Genomic DNA, 15,710 nt, shown 5'->3' with positions numbered 1-15,710 from the left:
AAAGATATTGCACTTGCATCTGCCACATCATCAAAATCTGTACCGCAAGTGAAAGACACCGAAGCTCCTGCCACCCTGCCATACGTGCAGCCGCTCCACATTAAAACCTGGGCCGAAGAAGACCGCCCCCGCGAAAAGCTATTGCTGAAGGGCAAAGCCGCCTTATCTGATGCCGAACTGATTGCCATACTCATCGGCTCGGGCACTGCCAAACTTACCGCCGTGGATGTGGGCAAACTTATACTTGGCGCCATCAACAACGATTTAAATGAGCTGGCCCGCCTCACCGTGAAGGACTTGATGAAGCACAAGGGCATCGGGGAGGCTAAAGCTATTACCATTGTGAGCGCCCTGGAACTTGGTCGCCGCCGCAAGGAAACCTCCGTGGCAGCCAAAACCCGCATCACCTGCTCCACTGACATCTATAACTACATAAAACCGCAGCTGCTGGACCTGCCCCACGAGGAGTTCTGGGTTATTTTGCTGAACCGCGCCAATGTGGTGATGAAGAAGGAAAGTATAAGCTCTGGCGGGGTGGCCGGCACCGTAGCCGACCCAAAGATCATCTTTAAAAAGGCGCTGGAGCAACTGGCAAGCTCCATTATTCTGGTGCACAACCACCCCAGCGGCAACACTAAACCCAGCGCCGCCGACATTGCACTCACCAAAAAAATGAAGGAAGCCGGCCAGTTCCTCGACCTCCCCATACTAGACCACATCATCTTCACCGACAACGACTACTACAGCTTCGCGGATGAGGGAGTTTTGTGAGGTAGAGAGGGTAGGAGTTAGAGAGTTTTGGAGTTAAAGATTTTAAAGTGATGCTAGAAAACAGAGTGAGTAATTTTGAGTTTGCAGAGGCTTTTAAGGCAAGAACCAAAGCTTTTGCCTTGCGTGCCATAAAACTCAGCCAGTCGCTGCCAGCTAGGCCCGAAGCACAAGTGGTTGGGAAGCAGCTTTTACGCTCGGCAACTTCTGCGGCGGCTAATTACAGGGCGGCTTGTCGGGCGAGATCGGCGGCAGAGTTTGCTGCTAAAATTGGCGTTGCGTTGGAAGAGGCAGACGAATCGTTGTTTTGGCTGGAGATTTTAGAAGAAGCCGGCATAGTAGCTGCTAATCGCCTGATTGATTTAAAGAAAGAAGCCGATGAGTTAACAGCCATACTTGCCAAAGTCAGAAAATCCGCCACGATAAAAAAATAACTCTCTACCTCACAAACTCTCTAAATCTTTAACTGAAAGCCTAGTCTTCCGGCAGGATTTCCTGGACGCGGCCTACTTCGCCGGTTTCGAGGCGTACTTTTATGCCGTGCGGGTGGTTGGGCGAGTTGGTCAGGATGTCCTGCACGTAGCCCTCGGTGAGCTCGCCGGAGCGTTGGTCCTGCTTTTGTACAATGTTTACGTGCGTGCCTGGTTTGATATTAGCGCGTTTTCTGCCGTCCATGATATGCGTAAAGTATAAAGTATGATGCTGGCTGCAAGATAGGCGGTAAAAGCGAAGGGTTCTAGTTTTGCTGCTTGGTAACGATGTTCAAGAACTGCTTGTCGTAGCTCCAGCGCGACATGGTGTTCTCAAAATCAGTGGCCTCCACTTTCTCTATCTGGCGCAGGTCGGCCAGCAGCAGGGCTGTATCGGTTACGTGCGCCCCGTTAATGGCCAGGCTCAGCTTCTGATACATCTCAGGTACGTTAAACGCTTTATACACTTCCGCAACCCTCGCCAAAGGCAGCGCCTGCTTTAGCGTAAGTATCACAACACCATCTTTGCCCTTTTCGCCAAAGCGCTCTATTGCCGCAGCTGCTTTAACCACATCCATACTTTTAATATCATCCGGGCTGAGGATCATGGCGCGCATGGTGGTTTCCTGGTCGTTAACCAGAAACAGGGGCTGCGGCTTGATGTAAACAGCGGGTGCGTTCTGTGGTTGTGTTTCCTGTTGCTGAGCCTGCGCACTAGTGGCTATGCCAAGGGCAACCAGGGCTGTGAGTAAGTATGCTTTCATATGATAAGGGTTACTTGTTTTGTAGCTGTTGCATGGGCTCCTGCATGGCCTGGCGCTCTTGCTCCCTATCGTTTACATGTTTCATGTAGATAAAAATGCCAACCACGGCCAGCATATGGCCCGCTAGTACCAGGTAAAGGCCCAGGTAGTTCTCAGAAAGCTGGAGCAAGCGTATGGCAGCACCGCAGATTACAAGCAGCACGCCTAGTTTGTACAGTAGTTTCTCAATGGTTCTGTCTTTCATCTGGCAATGGGTTTAGTGAAATCTTTACACCATACTTACAAATGGAAGTATGGTGTAAAGATACAAAAACAGAATTTCTAAACAGCAGAAGCCATTTTGGAAGGCGTGCCAAGCTCAATGTTCACGCCCAACACATCTAAAAAGGCCTTTATAAACTTTGGGTGGCCCGGCCAGGCAGGCGAGGTAATCAGGTTGCCGTCCACTACGGTCTCAGTAGGTTCCACAGATACAAACGTGCCTCCGGCAAGTTCCACCTCCGGCCCAACGGCAGGGTAGGCAGTCAGGCGGCGGCCTTCTACCACGCGCGCTGCCGTAAGTATTTGGATGCCGTGACAGACAGCCGCGATGGGTTTGTTATTATCCGCAAAATGGCGCGCCAGGTCCAGTACGCCCTGATGCAGGCGCAGGTACTCCGGGGCACGGCCTCCGGCAATCACAAGACCAGCATATTCTTCTGGTTTTACCTCCGAGAAAGTATAGTTCAGCGCAAAGTTATGGCCCGGCTTTTCGGTATAGGTCTGGTCGCCCTCAAAATCGTGGATGGCGGTTTTTACTGTATCTCCTTTCTTTTTGCCCGGACAGACGGCGTGCACATCATAGCCCACCATTTGCAGCATCTGAAAAGGCACCATGGTTTCGTAATCCTCGGCAAAATCACCGGTCAGGAACAGGATTTTCTGAGCGTTTTCCATAGGTATCATCCATTTTAAAGTATAACTTCTGTAATCCTTTACCACACGCCATATAGCGCTACAGCAGTAGAAAGGTATAAAAAAAGAATTGTAAAGTATAATTTTGGATATGTTTTTTATACTTCTTGTACGGGAGTAAGTTTCTGATTTGTAAATAATTATGCTTGGTTGGTTCCCTCGAGATCAGATATGTGCAGGCTGCGCAGCATGGATGTCTTTTTGTTTTGATGCTCCTGCATGCGCACAAGTATATCATGTAACAGTTCAATGGCCTGCACCACATGTGGCCCCTTGTTCAGCATCACGCAATCGGCGCGCTGGGCCATGGCGGCATCAGTAATTTCGGCGCGGGAGGGGCGGCCCTTTTTTGCCAGCGTTTCGAGCACCTGCGTGGCCCAGACTACAGGTATATGCGCGGCTTCGCAAAGCCATAAAATCTCCTCCTGCACCTCGGCAAGGCGTTGCCAGCCACACTCCACGGCCAAATCGCCACGGGCAATCATCATGCTGGCCGGGTAGTTTTTCATCACCGTCAGGAGCAGGTTTGCCAGGTTTCGGAAGCCTTCCTGTGTCTCAATCTTAAGCATCACACCAAGGTTTCGGGCTTTCAGTTTTTTCAGCTCATGGTGCAGGGCCTCCACGGTGGCAGCATGGTTTACAAAAGACAGGTTCACGATATCGGCATGGCGGGCCACAAATCTCAGGTCGTGGCGGTCTTTGGCAGTCAGCCCGTTTAGGCGCAGCTTGCTTTCCGGCAGGTTTATCCCTTGGTCGGCCCGAAGCTTGCTACCCCCGTCGCTGGCGTAGGTTATCTTTACCAGCAGCTGGTCAGGGCTTACTTCCTGAATTACGCCTTCTATTTTTCCATCGTTGAAAAGTATGGGTTGGCCGGCTTTTGTTTGCGTGAAGGCTTCAGGCAAGGTGCAGGATATATGCGCTGGCTGCGAGACATGCCCACGCGCATTATAAGTGGCTGGCTCGCCGGGTATAGGCTCACGGGTAAGCACCAGGAAACTGTCTTTTTTAAGGATGATGGGCTGCTCCAGCGAGGGCAGTTCTCCCACGGCGGCTTTTTTCTGGGTTGCGTTCTTGCCTTTTAGCCGCAGCTCGGTGCCGGTAGTTAGATAGGATGTTTTGAGCAAGTGCGCCAGCAAACCGTTTTTCTCTTTTCCGATGATCGTAAGGGTGCGTTTTCGGCCACGCGTGTCGGTAAATATAAGCTTGTCGCCCTCCTGCAGTTGTGCCAGCCAATCGGCCTCTAAGGGTAGCCAGGCGTCGGCTTCTTTGGGAGGAGGCGCTACCGGCGGGGCAAGCCATACTTTGGCTGCCTCGGTAATCTGGCCCAGGCTGTTGTGCGCCGGATGGATAACAAGCAGTTTCGGGCCTTGCTGCAAGGGGCCGGTGCGCAGCTTTGGCCCCATCAGGTCCATGAGTATTTTGCAGGGCAAGCCGGTTTCCTTCACAGCCCGTTTAATGTTGGTTACCATCTGTAGCCATACTTCCTCGTTGTCGTGGGCGCAGTTGATGCGGGCGCAGTTCATGCCGGCTTTTAAGAGGCGTGGCAGCAGCTCGTAGGTGGTGGCCGCCTCGGAGGGGAGCGTAACCATAATGCGTGTGCTGCGCTTTTTAGGCTGGGGACCAAGTATATCTTGGGTATGCGTGGAAAGCAATTCCCGGTTCTCATAGAAAGATACATCCGGCTGGTAATGCTTAACGGGGCAGGTAGCCAGAAAGCAGAGTTGCCTGCGAACGGCCTGCAAACTGGCCAGTACATGCCCCTCGGCGCGTCCCAACGACGAAAGCCCAAGCTGTGCCAGCTGCTCCTGCAACTGCCGGATATCGTGCTGGCGCAGGGCAAGGTAGTGCAGCAGGTTTTTAGCGCTTTTCCGTAAATTAGGGTGCACCATCTCTATAGCAGGCGCAAACTTCTTCTCCAGCGCTTCGGCGTCGTGCTGCAGTTGGTCTAGCTGCGCGATCAGGTCTTCGTAGTGCTGGCGCTCTTGTGCCATGGCTTACAGTATAGGTTGCTTTATAGCATACGGGCAGCCAATCGGGCAAGTATACTTTAAGCCAGTTTTTTAGCAAGGCAGGAACCAAGTATGGGAATCCGCTTGAAAGTATAAATTAGTTGCGGCGCAGGTTCAGTAAGTAGACAAGAGTAAGGCCAACGTTGGTGTTGCGCGAGGTGGCTACATTCTGCTCAATATCAAAAATGTCGTTCAGGCCCTGGGTAAGCCTGGCCTCCAACTGAAACTCTCCGAACGAAGTGATCTTAGACATGCCAATGCCAAGGCTCAGCGCAATCATAAACTCGTTGTCGATCGGTTTTTGGTAGTAGCCTTGCTCGGTTTGCCCCTCCGGGATGGGTGCGCCTGCCGGGCTGTTGAGCAGGAAGGAGGCATTCGGGCCGAAGTTAAGTATAAACCGGGTGCGCTGGCCAATTGCCACGTGCGTCATAAAGGGTACTTCCAGGTAGTCGAGCTCTCGGGTAAAGGTGCCGCCGGAAGCAGTGGTTTCGGTCCAGCCGCGCTGCACAAAGTTAGCCTCCAGCTGTATGCCGAGCTTGCGCTGCGCAATGTGCTTAAACACCAGGCCGCCGGTATAAGCCGTTCTGGCCTGCTGCGTAATGTTCGGGTCGAAGGTATAGTTGGATAGGTTAAGTCCGCCTTTTATACCTAATGAGGTCTCGGGCTGGAACGAGCTTTGCGCGTGTGCAGTGCAGGCCAGCAAAACAGCCATCAGGCAGGTGAGGAGAGGAGTTTTCATGTCATTATCTTTTTAGGATTCATAAAGGGTTATTCTCCCTGTTTGGCATCGGCAGTAAACCTGATGGGCAGGGTATACTGCATCGGGGTTTTCTAGCCTGGCTCGGTGTTTTGCGCTGCATAAGTATGAGCTAGGTTAAGTGATGAAAGTGCAGGTGAAGTATACGATCAGCTTGTTGCTCACTAGGTTTTTATACTTTGGAAATCAGTGGTTGCATTGTCTTCGTCACTGGCATTAATTAAATTCTGGCAACTTCGCTGAAGTATGGTTTTTCTTAGGAGTAAGGCAACTCCCAAGCCTGCCGCAATTGCCAGTAAGTCTTTAAAATCAAAAGTCATAGAAGTGAAGTATTGCGAGACTTCATAAACCGTTGCTCCTGCAGCCGCATACAGCATATCTTTTACCTGGTTTTTAGAGCCAAAACCCACCACCAACAAACAAGCCCCGGCTACATAAAAAAAGCTTGGGGCAAAGCCCTGCACTCCGTAATCGTTTAGTGCGTTACTTACTATCCAGGGCCGGTACAAAAGCTTACTGGCAAAGCCTAGCACCGCCGCAATTGATCCGTATAGTATAAAAGCTTGTTTGTCTTTGTCGTTCATAGCTACGTTTTTAGTCAGGGCACATCCGCTCCATGCAACTCTCTCCCTAATTACCAAAATTATAGGCTAAAGTGCAATGTATGCGGAGCTATACTTTTCTGCTTAAAAATTTACGAACTTTGCGGAAACCACCTAAACGGAGTTTTTATGCAACGACCGCTCAAACTGATCATACTTGCCGGCCTGGCGCTGGTGCTGGTGTACATTGCCCGCGATGCGTTTTTTAACGATGATAACTATATTAAGCCCCTGCTTCAGGAGCGCGAGGACAAGGACCTGACGTTCAGGAGCCGCGCCAACAGTCCGTTTAACGACGAAGACCGCCGTGCCTTTAAAAACCTGGTATACTATGAGCCGGACCTGGACTACCGTGTTAAAGCCAAGGTAGCGCCGCTTGCCAAACAGGATACCCTGCTGATGCCCCTCACCAATGGCAGCTACGAACCATACCTGCGCTACGGCCAGGCAACGTTTGAGCTTGCGGGAGAGGCACACGAGCTGATGCTCTACAAAAAGCTGAGCGGCGAGAAAGAGGGCCTTTTCGTGCCGTTCACGGATAAAACCAATGGCTTCGAGACCTATGGCGGCGGGCGCTTCCTGGATGTGCCGTTCGAGGAAGGCAACAAAACCGTGCTGCTGGACTTTAACCGCGCCTATAGCCCTTTCTGCGCCTATAACCCGGATTATGTGTGCCCTGTGCCCCCAAAAGATAATCGCCTCGACATAGCCGTGCCGGCAGGCGAGAAAACCTACGGAAAGCACGAGTAGCCGTTGTATAGGTGATAATTTGCAAAGCCTAAACTGAAAGCCTTCAGGGTTTAAACTGTAACACATTTCAGAAAAGTCTTGCGCCTTGCCCCCTGATACTTGCGTCTAGTTTTAGATATTATCCTTAATTTTGAAGAAGATTGGTTCCCGATGCGGGAGCCAAGAATTAACCAACTGATAAGAACATGCTGATTTCATTCGACTGGCTGAAACAACTCATACATACTGATAAGACTGCTGAAGAGATAGGAGCCTTGCTGACAGGCGCTGGCCTGGAGGTAGAGGGTATTGATACATTTGATATGGTACAAGGCGGCCTGGAAGGCATCGTGATTGGAGAGGTGCTGACCTGTGAGCGCCACCCGGATGCAGACCGCCTAAACATTACGACCGTGGATATCGGGGCCGCGGAGCCAAGCCAGATCGTGTGCGGCGCACCCAATGTGGCAGCCGGCCAGAAAGTAGTAGTAGCCACCGTAAACAGCACTTTGTACCCAGCCGGAGGCGAGCCTTTCAAGATTAAGAAATCTAAGATCCGCGGGGCCGTGTCGGAAGGTATGATCTGCGCCGAGGATGAGATAGGCATTGGCCAGTCGCATGCCGGCATCATGGTGCTCGACACCGACCTGCCAAACGGTACGCCTGCCGCCGGGTTCTTTGGTTTGGGCTCTGATAAAGTATTCGAGATCGGCCTGACGCCAAACCGCGCCGATGCCGCTTCGCATTTTGGCGTAGCCCGCGACCTACAGGCGTTGCTGCACGAGCATGTAATCCTGCCGAAGGTTGGCGATTTTAAAGTGAACAACACCTCGCGACCTATAGCGGTGGAGGTACAGAACACCGAAGCCTGCCCGCGCTATGCCGGCGTTACGGTGTCAGGGGTTAAAGTTGGCCCGTCGCCGGAGTGGATGCAGAAGCGCCTGCGCGCCATCGGCCTCTCCCCGATAAACAACATAGTGGACGTAACCAATTATGTGCTGCACGAGTTGGGCCAGCCACTGCACGCCTTCGATGCCGATAAGATTGCCGGGAATAAGATTGTGGTGCGCACCGTAGAGGCAGGCACTACCTTTAAAACCCTGGATGGCGTAGAGCGCAAGCTAAACCCAACCGACCTGATGATCTGCAATGCCGAGGAGCCGATGGCCATTGGCGGCGTATTTGGCGGCGAGGAATCCGGCGTTTCGGACGAGACCACGAGCATCTTTATCGAGAGCGCATACTTCTCCCCGGACTGGGTGCGCCGCACCGGAACAGCCCACGGCCTGAAGACCGACGCCTCGTTCCGTTTTGAGCGCGGCACCGATCCGCACATGGTTATACTTGCCCTGAAACGCGCGGCCCTGCTGGTGCAGGAGGTAGCCGGCGGCGAGGTAAGCTCCGAGATCGTGGATATATACCCTGAGCCTATTAAAAACCGCGAAGTCCTGTTGAATATCGAGCGCACGCACTTGCTTATTGGGCAATACATTGGCGTAGAGCGCATCAAAGCTATACTTACAGACCTGGGCATCCTGATCACTGGGGAGTCTGATACGCATTTGTCGCTGTCGGTGCCGCCGTATAAAGTGGATGTTACCCGCGAGGCGGATGTGGTGGAGGAAATCCTGCGCATCTATGGCTTTAACCACATCGAGATGGACGAGAACCTGGCCACAACGTTTTTGGCTAAATTCCCGAACCCGTATGCCGAGGATGTCACGGAAACGATCATGAGCTACATCGCGGCTAACGGTTTCCACGAGATCATCACCAACTCTATTACAAACTCTAACTACTACCAGCCAGCCGGCGAGGCAGAGGTTGCCAGCCTGGTGAAAGTGGTGAACTATAACTCCGAAGACCTGGACGTGATGCGCAAGAGCATGGTGTTCTCTGGTTTGGAGGTGCTGCGCCGCAATATTAACCGCCGCCAGCGCGACCTGAAGCTGTTTGAGCTGGGCAAAGTATACGAGCAACAGGATGGCGATTACAAAGAGAGCTGCCGCCTGTCGCTGTACATGACCGGCAACGTAACCGCCGAAAGCTGGAAGCAGCCAAGTATGAAATCAGCCTTCCATGATTTGGCAGGCGTGGTGCAGAACGTGCTGCGCAAGCTAAACGCCGGCGATTTTGAAGTGCAGAACCTGGCCGACAACAACTACATGCGCCAGGGTATCGCCTACGTGAAGAATAACACGGTAATAGCCGAGCTGGGTGTATTGGATACTAGTGTTGCGCGCTTTATGGAAGTGAAGGAGCAGGTATGGTATGCCGAGCTTAACTGGGATTACCTGCTGAAGAAGTATAAAGACAAACTGGTGGCCGACGAGCTGCCGAAGTTCCCGGAAGTGCGCCGCGACCTGTCGTTGGTAGTAGACAAAAACGTAACTTTCGACCAGCTGAAGAAGGTAGCATTTAAGGTAGAGCGCAAACTGCTGCAGGGCGTAAACGTGTTTGACGTGTACGAGGGCGATAAGATTGAGGCGGGCAAGAAAGCCTACGCCCTGAGCTTTACCCTGCAGGACAAGCAGCAAACCCTGACCGACAAAGTGATCGAGAGCACCATGAACCGCCTGATGCAGCAATTCGAGAAACAACTGGGAGCTTTTATCCGCAAATAATGTTATGGCAAAGGAAAAGCAATTACAGCACCTCCAGCACATTGAGGATAAACTGCGCAGACTGATCCAGCGCCATACAGAGGTGCAGCAGCGGCTTATGCGTACGCAGGAGCAGCTAAAGCAACTGGAAGGCTTGGTGGAGGAGAAAGATGAGCAGATAAAAAATTTTCAAAATCAGGAGAATATTGCTAAAATTGTAGATACGATAGCAGGAAACACTGCAAATTCGACAGAGTTAAAGCTCAAGCTGAACGAATATATCAGAGAAATTGATAAGTGTATCGCTTACCTACAAGACTAAGTATGAATGCCTAAGCAGCGACACGGTTCCTGCCAAAGCTTCAGCGAGGAAGGTAAGCTTAACCATTAACCACGCAACGGATGACTGAATTATCGATAAAGATTCGCATCGCAGAACGCGAGTATCCGATGCGGGTGAAGGAAGAGGAAGAAGAAAGAATCAGAGCCGTAGGGAAGGTGCTGAACGAGCGTTTACGCTTTTTCAAGGACCAGTACGGCATACAGGATAACCAGGATCTGCTGGCTATGGTAGCGTTCGAAACCATGGTAGAGAAGATGAAGCTGGACGAGGAAAGAGCCTCGCATGTATCGCAGGTAGACCAGCGGCTGACGATTCTGGACGATCTCTTATCAGCAGTAAATAAGTAAACAGCGGCCATTCTGGCCCTGTTTATACTTCGTTTTGGGCGAAAGGCCACACACTGTTCCCTTTGCAGGCACTTGCTATGCGTGTTATAAACCATAAACGCTTATAGTTATGCCCGATATCCTTTACCTTTTACTAACAGCTCTAGTAGCGCTCGGAGTGGGCGTATACATTGGGCGCTCGCTGCTGCAGAAGATCTACAAGCAGCAGGAGGAAGACGCGCGCCAGCGCGCCAAGAACATCGTACGGGAGGCCGAGATAAACGCCGACAGTATCAAGAAAGACCGTATTCTGGAAGCGAAGGAGAAATACCTGAAGATGAAGTCTGAGTTCGAGGAGGAGATGAACAAGAAGAAGAACATCATCATCCAGAACGAAAACAAAGTGAAGCAGCGTGAGCAGAACGTATCTAAGCAGGTGGAGCAGGCCAAGCGCCGCGAAGCCGAACTGGATAAGGAGAAAGAGAACCTGAACACGCAGCTAGAGCACCTGAAGAAGCGCAAGGAGGAAGTAGAGCAGCAGCACGAGGAAATTGTGGAGCAGCTAGAGAAAATTGCCGGCCTTACTGCCGCCGAAGCCCGCGAGCAACTGGTAGAGGCCCTGAAAAACGAAGCCCAGTCGCATGCCTCTTCCCACATTAAAGACATTGTGGCGCAGGCCAAGCTTACTGCTACCAAGGAAGCCAAGAAAATCGTTATCGAAACCATACAGCGCACTGCTGCTGAGCACGCTATTGAAAACTGCGTATCGGTGTTTAACATCGAGAGCGACGACATTAAAGGCAAGATCATTGGCCGCGAAGGCCGTAACATTCGTGCCCTGGAAGCAGCCACTGGCGTAGAGATTATCGTAGATGATACACCTGAGGCCATCATTATCTCTGGGTTTGACCCGGTTCGCCGCGAAATTGCACGCCTTTCGTTGCACCGCCTGGTAGCTGACGGCCGTATACACCCGGCCCGCATTGAGGAGGTAGTAACCAAAACCCGCAAAAACATTGAGGAGGAGATTGTAGAGATTGGTGAGCGTACTGCCATTGATCTTGGCATACATGGCCTGCACCCTGAGCTGATCAAGATGGTGGGCCGCATGCGCTTCCGTTCTTCTTACGGCCAGAACCTGCTGCAGCACTCGCGTGAGGTAGCTAACCTTTGCGCCACCATGGCTGCCGAACTTGGCCTGAACGTGAAGCACGCCAAGCGTGCTGGCCTGCTGCACGATATTGGAAAGGTAACCCCGGACGAGCCGGAGCTGCCGCACGCCATTATCGGTATGGAGCTTGCCAAGAAGTATAAGGAGCACCCGGATGTTTGTAACGCCATTGGTGCCCACCACGACGAGATCGAAATGACAGCCATGGTATCTCCGCTGGTACAGGCCTGTGATGCTATCTCTGGCTCCAGACCAGGTGCCCGCCGCGAGATCATGGAGTCTTACATCAAGCGTTTGAAAGAGCTGGAAGAAGCAGCCGTATCGTTTGAAGGTGTGAACCAGTGCTACGCCATCCAGGCCGGCCGCGAGCTGCGTGTAATGGTAGATGCCGATAACGTATCGGATGAGAAAGCTTCGCAGCTGTCTTATGACATCTCCCAGAAGATCGAGAAAGAAATGCAGTATCCTGGCCAGATCAAGATCACGGTTATTCGGGAGATGCGCGCCATCAGCTACGCCAAGTAAGTATACTTGATATTAACTAAGGTTAAAGCCTCCTGCTACACTTGTGGCAGGAGGCTTTTTTGTATAGGTATGAAATTTTCTTTTCCCTGTTATTTATGTAAAAGCAGCAATATGTTTTGGGCGATATATAGTATATTCGGTAGTGCACTTCCGGTTATCAGCCATATTTGACTAATAACTGGAACAGCTCCTTATACACAGTAGTTATGGCTAATTGAAATCGATGAGAATAATAATGCTCTTCTTAATGGTTTATACTTTGGTCGCCTGCGACAGTAAGCAACCCGATGATCCATGGTTACCAGAAGGCTTTAGCTATTCTTACAGCATCACGAGTTATGACGGAAACCCAGATAAAGAGGAGTATTTTAGGTACAAAGAATACTATGATTCAACAGACAGAGTTCTTCTGAGAGCTGGACCAGAAGAAGGGTGTCTGAAATTCTTCTACGACAGAACTGGAGTGCTTACAGAAAAGAGCTGGGGAAGAAATTGCGAGATAGGGGAAAGAGAGGTAATGGTTTATGATGAGCATGGAAACCATATTGGCTCCTATGCTGCTGGAGACTCGACATCAAATCATACAACACCTTTATTCAAGCAGACAATGTTCTACGATAGTGAGAACAGGCTCATAAAAGAGCTTATTCGAGACTATGTAGATGTTGATGGTAGTAAGCACGAGTTTTGGAGAGAGCTAAGTTACACAAATGGGAGAATGAGCAGGGAAATCCTCTCCCACAATGGGTACATAGAATGGAACGGCACCTATCACTATGATAACAATAACAGACTTATAGCCATCAAGAGGAAACGTGGAAAGGTGACGCAGGACGAGTATTTCAAGTATGACAAAGAAGGTAACCTCATAGAAAAGAAGAAATCGAGCAACGAGTTTCCCTTAACACCAGACGTTTCTTTCAGTGCTTGGAATAGCCGTACAATTTTAGAATACGACTCCAATGGCTTCTTAATTAGAAGATCCGTTTTTAGCCACAAAGGCAAGAAACATATCGAAGTGCAATATGTCAGGGAAAATAAAAAGCCATAACCACACCTTTACGGTAGCTACGCCACCGCAAAGCCAAGTACGTTGTAGGTAAGTTATAAGTATAAAAATGAACCTTGTAATACTTATCCTTCCGTTTTTAGTTTTTCAAGCCAGCCAGAATGGATTAGAAACTGGTTGGTATCGAGCTAATACTAAAAATGGGAATCATGAATTATTAATAAGTGCAGATAGGACTTTCATATTCAGAAAAGGAAGATGGGACTATACCTTTGGAAATTGGAAAATTGCAGATAAAAAACTTATACTTAATTCGAAGTCTCTCACTCAGACGGATAGTTTAACCATTGCCTTAAGTTCAGGAAAATACTTTAGCATTAAGAATAAAGAGTTCAAAGTCAGTAAAGGAAAGCTGATTGATAGTGAAGGGCGTAGATTTATTCATTAGAAAAAATAAGAAAACCTTCCTACAACACGACACAGGCTCCATACTCGGCTACGCCTCGCTCACCTCATGTACAACACCGTTGTGCGGCATTTAAAATAAAGGAAAACTCTTGATAAAACGATTGACTTTCATGCTTAGCTTGCTTGTAAGCTCCCTTACTGCTTGGAGCCAAGTGATCATCACAGGGAAAGTCATTTCAAAAATTGATGAAACACCTATACCTCTTGTAACAATTGTTGAGAAGGGTAAAAGTAACGGAACTACAGCTGACATTGACGGCAATTTCTCGATTAAAGTAGCAGACCCTAATGCTACTCTTGTTTTCTCATTCATTGGCATGGTAACAAAAGAGTACCGATTGAAGGGACAAAGGCATATAATCGTTGAAACCAAGTGGGGTTGCCACAAAGACTTCTTTGACTCGAATGAAATAAAGGTGTATGCCAATAGCGGGTTAATAAATACCCCATTAGGCGGACAGGTTGAAGTAGCTACCCCTTACCTACTTTTTGGTGGTGTAATCAAAGGTTCTTATAGTTATCAGACCAACTTAGACCACAACGAACTTCAGAACGGGCAGATTGAGTTTAGTCATTTCATTTCTACCTGTGACTTTGATATGGATTTTAAATGGAATTATCGCCAGGTTAACTTTGACAACAATTTTGACTCCAAAGCTTACTCTTTTGAAACAGACTATAACTTTAGGAACGTCAAGTTGATTGCAGGATATACCCAATTAAGCTTTGACAGAATTGAAGCAGTTGGCACAAAAGCTTTATCAGGAGTCTTAATCGGTTTTGGGGCCACTTTAGGGCAGCCTCTTCATCCTACAGTTATTGGAAAGGTAGCATGGTATAAAGACAAATTAGAATATCAGGCATCTGTTCAAGGGGGCTATAAAAGGCTTCTTTTTTTTACGAAATTCTATAAGCTTAACTCGTTTAATGAATTAAGCTTAGGTATAGGTACAACAATAGGTTACCGAATAAAAAGGCGGGAAAAATAAACGAAGCATAACAAAACCTATTAGGTAGCTACGCCACCTATTAGCCCAGCACGTTGTGAGTTATTATAATTTATGAAATTACTATTCATTGTTTTCCTTTCTCTCGTTTCCACAAGGCTCTATGCTGACTCTTGGAGTGAGCCGACTGTAAAAAGGTATCACTCTAATGACAGCATTTATTTCGTTGAGATAGTACCTACCAAAATTCCAGAAAAATACTGGGAGTGGAAAGGAGCGAAGCCAAAGAAGAAGCACAAATATTCACCAGCAGATACTACTGTTGTTCCCGCACATGCCAAGATGTACAGGATTGAAAATCGAGATACTGTAAAAGTTTGGGAACAGAAGTTAGTAAATCCTCATACTCCTGTTACAGCACTTGTCTCATCAGATGGGAAGTACTTAATTACATTTGATGACTGGTATAATGTCGGTTATGGACCTAACGTATTTGTAGTCTACAATGAAAAAGGCAAGTTGTTAAAGCAGTATTCTCTGAAAGATATTAGCCCTTTTCCTATTGATGACTATTCTTTGAGTATATCTTCTATCTGGTGGCGGTGTAATATGGAATTTCTTTCGGAGGACAAACTTGAAGTATGCTTTCAGCAGGAGGACAAGAAGAAGGATAGCAGAGTGTATAACATTGCTAAGTTACAGTTTGAAGAATAAAACCCCACAACGTATTGGTGTAGCAGTAAGGCTCGCTGTCACTTCGCCTCTGCTACACCAATACGTTGTGGTAAATACATAGAATGAGATTTAAAATATATCAGTGCCTAACTGAGCTAAGCAAAGAGTTGTATTCCGTTACGGATGATTTATTGACGAATTACAGCATCTGTTGGAAATATGCTTCACAGTTTGCTGAGGCTATTACCTCTGACATCCAATCTATATCAGGCACGAGTTGCTTTGTCACAGGGGTGACGTTTATCTTAGAAGACACGGCTTACCAACAAAGTGCAAGTGGTTGCATAATTGAACTGAAATTTGACCAAGAAGATGAATTTATCATTACTTCTGAATGCTTGATTGATTTTGGCAGGGTTTCGCTGCGAGTAAAGCAAAGGCCTTCAAGTCCAAAATATGAAACAATTTCTGAGCTGATAGAGGCAAAATATAATTCTGAATTCAAGTCGGAATTGAAGGAGTTTGAAAAATAACTTCCCACACCAAAGTTCAGCTTCTGTGCTCGGCTTCGCCTCGCTCATCGGCCGCAC

Annotated in this window: 19 protein-coding genes; 12 read left to right on the top strand and 7 right to left on the bottom strand. The window is 48.9% G+C overall.

Annotated elements, in window-relative coordinates; genetic code table 11:
* Positions 1 to 48: 48 nt before the first annotated feature.
* Both radC and D1627_RS04220 read left to right on the top strand, forming a co-directional pair.
* Positions 49 to 771 carry a RadC family protein gene (radC, locus tag D1627_RS04225; RefSeq protein ID WP_233555504.1) on the top strand — a complete coding sequence of 241 codons (723 nt, stop codon included), beginning with the start codon at positions 49 to 51 and terminating at the stop codon, positions 769 to 771.
* A gap of 50 nt (positions 772 to 821) precedes the next feature.
* Positions 822 to 1,202: a four helix bundle protein gene (locus D1627_RS04220; RefSeq protein WP_119430929.1), complete on the top strand. Its 381-nt coding sequence runs from the start codon at positions 822 to 824 to the stop codon at positions 1,200 to 1,202.
* A 40-nt stretch (positions 1,203 to 1,242) separates the two neighbouring features.
* On the opposite strand, the gene D1627_RS04215 is transcribed toward D1627_RS04220, so the two are convergent.
* The 7 genes from D1627_RS04215 to D1627_RS04185 form a co-directional block, all read right to left on the bottom strand.
* Positions 1,243 to 1,443 carry a YwbE family protein gene (locus D1627_RS04215; protein WP_068837114.1) on the bottom strand — a complete coding sequence of 67 codons (201 nt, stop codon included), beginning with the start codon at positions 1,441 to 1,443 and terminating at the stop codon, positions 1,243 to 1,245.
* Between the two features lie 61 nt (positions 1,444 to 1,504).
* A complete protein-coding gene (locus D1627_RS04210; protein ID WP_119430928.1) occupies positions 1,505 to 2,002 on the bottom strand; it encodes a hypothetical protein in 498 nt (165 codons plus the stop codon).
* Between the two features lie 10 nt (positions 2,003 to 2,012).
* Positions 2,013 to 2,246, bottom strand: coding sequence for a hypothetical protein (locus D1627_RS04205; protein ID WP_119430927.1), 234 nt, complete (start codon positions 2,244 to 2,246; stop codon positions 2,013 to 2,015).
* 77 nt (positions 2,247 to 2,323) lie between these two features.
* Entirely contained in the window at positions 2,324 to 2,938 is a 615-nt protein-coding gene (locus tag D1627_RS04200; protein WP_119431115.1) for a DJ-1/PfpI family protein, read from the bottom strand.
* Between the two features lie 158 nt (positions 2,939 to 3,096).
* Positions 3,097 to 4,947 (bottom strand): pyruvate kinase, encoded by a 1,851-nt coding sequence (locus D1627_RS04195; RefSeq protein WP_119430926.1) that lies wholly within the window; start codon positions 4,945 to 4,947, stop codon positions 3,097 to 3,099.
* A 115-nt stretch (positions 4,948 to 5,062) separates the two neighbouring features.
* Positions 5,063 to 5,704 carry a porin family protein gene (locus D1627_RS04190; protein WP_119430925.1) on the bottom strand — a complete coding sequence of 214 codons (642 nt, stop codon included), beginning with the start codon at positions 5,702 to 5,704 and terminating at the stop codon, positions 5,063 to 5,065.
* A 182-nt stretch (positions 5,705 to 5,886) separates the two neighbouring features.
* Positions 5,887 to 6,306, bottom strand: a complete 420-nt coding sequence (locus D1627_RS04185; protein ID WP_119430924.1) for a hypothetical protein — start codon at positions 6,304 to 6,306, stop codon at positions 5,887 to 5,889.
* Between the two features lie 147 nt (positions 6,307 to 6,453).
* Between D1627_RS04185 and D1627_RS04180 the strand changes: the two genes are divergently transcribed.
* The 10 genes from D1627_RS04180 to D1627_RS04135 all read left to right on the top strand — a co-directional run bounded on the left by D1627_RS04180 (position 6,454) and on the right by D1627_RS04135 (position 15,653).
* Positions 6,454 to 7,074: a DUF1684 domain-containing protein gene (locus tag D1627_RS04180; protein WP_119430923.1), complete on the top strand. Its 621-nt coding sequence runs from the start codon at positions 6,454 to 6,456 to the stop codon at positions 7,072 to 7,074.
* Positions 7,075 to 7,259: 185 nt separating this feature from the next.
* A complete protein-coding gene (pheT, locus tag D1627_RS04175; RefSeq protein WP_119430922.1) occupies positions 7,260 to 9,677 on the top strand; it encodes a phenylalanine--tRNA ligase subunit beta in 2,418 nt (805 codons plus the stop codon).
* Between the two features lie 4 nt (positions 9,678 to 9,681).
* Positions 9,682 to 9,978, top strand: coding sequence for a hypothetical protein (locus tag D1627_RS04170; protein ID WP_119430921.1), 297 nt, complete (start codon positions 9,682 to 9,684; stop codon positions 9,976 to 9,978).
* Positions 9,979 to 10,058: 80 nt separating this feature from the next.
* Positions 10,059 to 10,346 carry a cell division protein ZapA gene (locus D1627_RS04165; protein WP_119430920.1) on the top strand — a complete coding sequence of 96 codons (288 nt, stop codon included), beginning with the start codon at positions 10,059 to 10,061 and terminating at the stop codon, positions 10,344 to 10,346.
* 109 nt (positions 10,347 to 10,455) lie between these two features.
* Positions 10,456 to 12,021 carry a ribonuclease Y gene (gene rny, locus D1627_RS04160; protein WP_119430919.1) on the top strand — a complete coding sequence of 522 codons (1,566 nt, stop codon included), beginning with the start codon at positions 10,456 to 10,458 and terminating at the stop codon, positions 12,019 to 12,021.
* Between the two features lie 223 nt (positions 12,022 to 12,244).
* Entirely contained in the window at positions 12,245 to 13,072 is an 828-nt protein-coding gene (locus tag D1627_RS04155; RefSeq protein ID WP_119430918.1) for a hypothetical protein, read from the top strand.
* 67 nt (positions 13,073 to 13,139) lie between these two features.
* Positions 13,140 to 13,478 (top strand): hypothetical protein, encoded by a 339-nt coding sequence (locus D1627_RS04150; RefSeq protein ID WP_119430917.1) that lies wholly within the window; start codon positions 13,140 to 13,142, stop codon positions 13,476 to 13,478.
* A gap of 109 nt (positions 13,479 to 13,587) precedes the next feature.
* Entirely contained in the window at positions 13,588 to 14,487 is a 900-nt protein-coding gene (locus tag D1627_RS04145) for a carboxypeptidase-like regulatory domain-containing protein (protein ID WP_147383205.1), read from the top strand.
* A gap of 72 nt (positions 14,488 to 14,559) precedes the next feature.
* Positions 14,560 to 15,159, top strand: coding sequence for a hypothetical protein (locus tag D1627_RS04140; RefSeq protein WP_119430915.1), 600 nt, complete (start codon positions 14,560 to 14,562; stop codon positions 15,157 to 15,159).
* 83 nt (positions 15,160 to 15,242) lie between these two features.
* Complete coding sequence (locus D1627_RS04135) at positions 15,243 to 15,653, top strand: hypothetical protein (RefSeq protein WP_119430914.1); 411 nt, start codon at positions 15,243 to 15,245, stop codon at positions 15,651 to 15,653.
* Positions 15,654 to 15,710: the final 57 nt, after the last annotated feature.

This window comes from Pontibacter oryzae, from assembly GCF_003576375.1.
GTDB lineage: Bacteria > Bacteroidota > Bacteroidia > Cytophagales > Hymenobacteraceae > Pontibacter > Pontibacter oryzae.
Note: the sequence above shows the minus strand (reverse complement) of the source record. Positions and strands in the feature narration are given on the sequence as shown.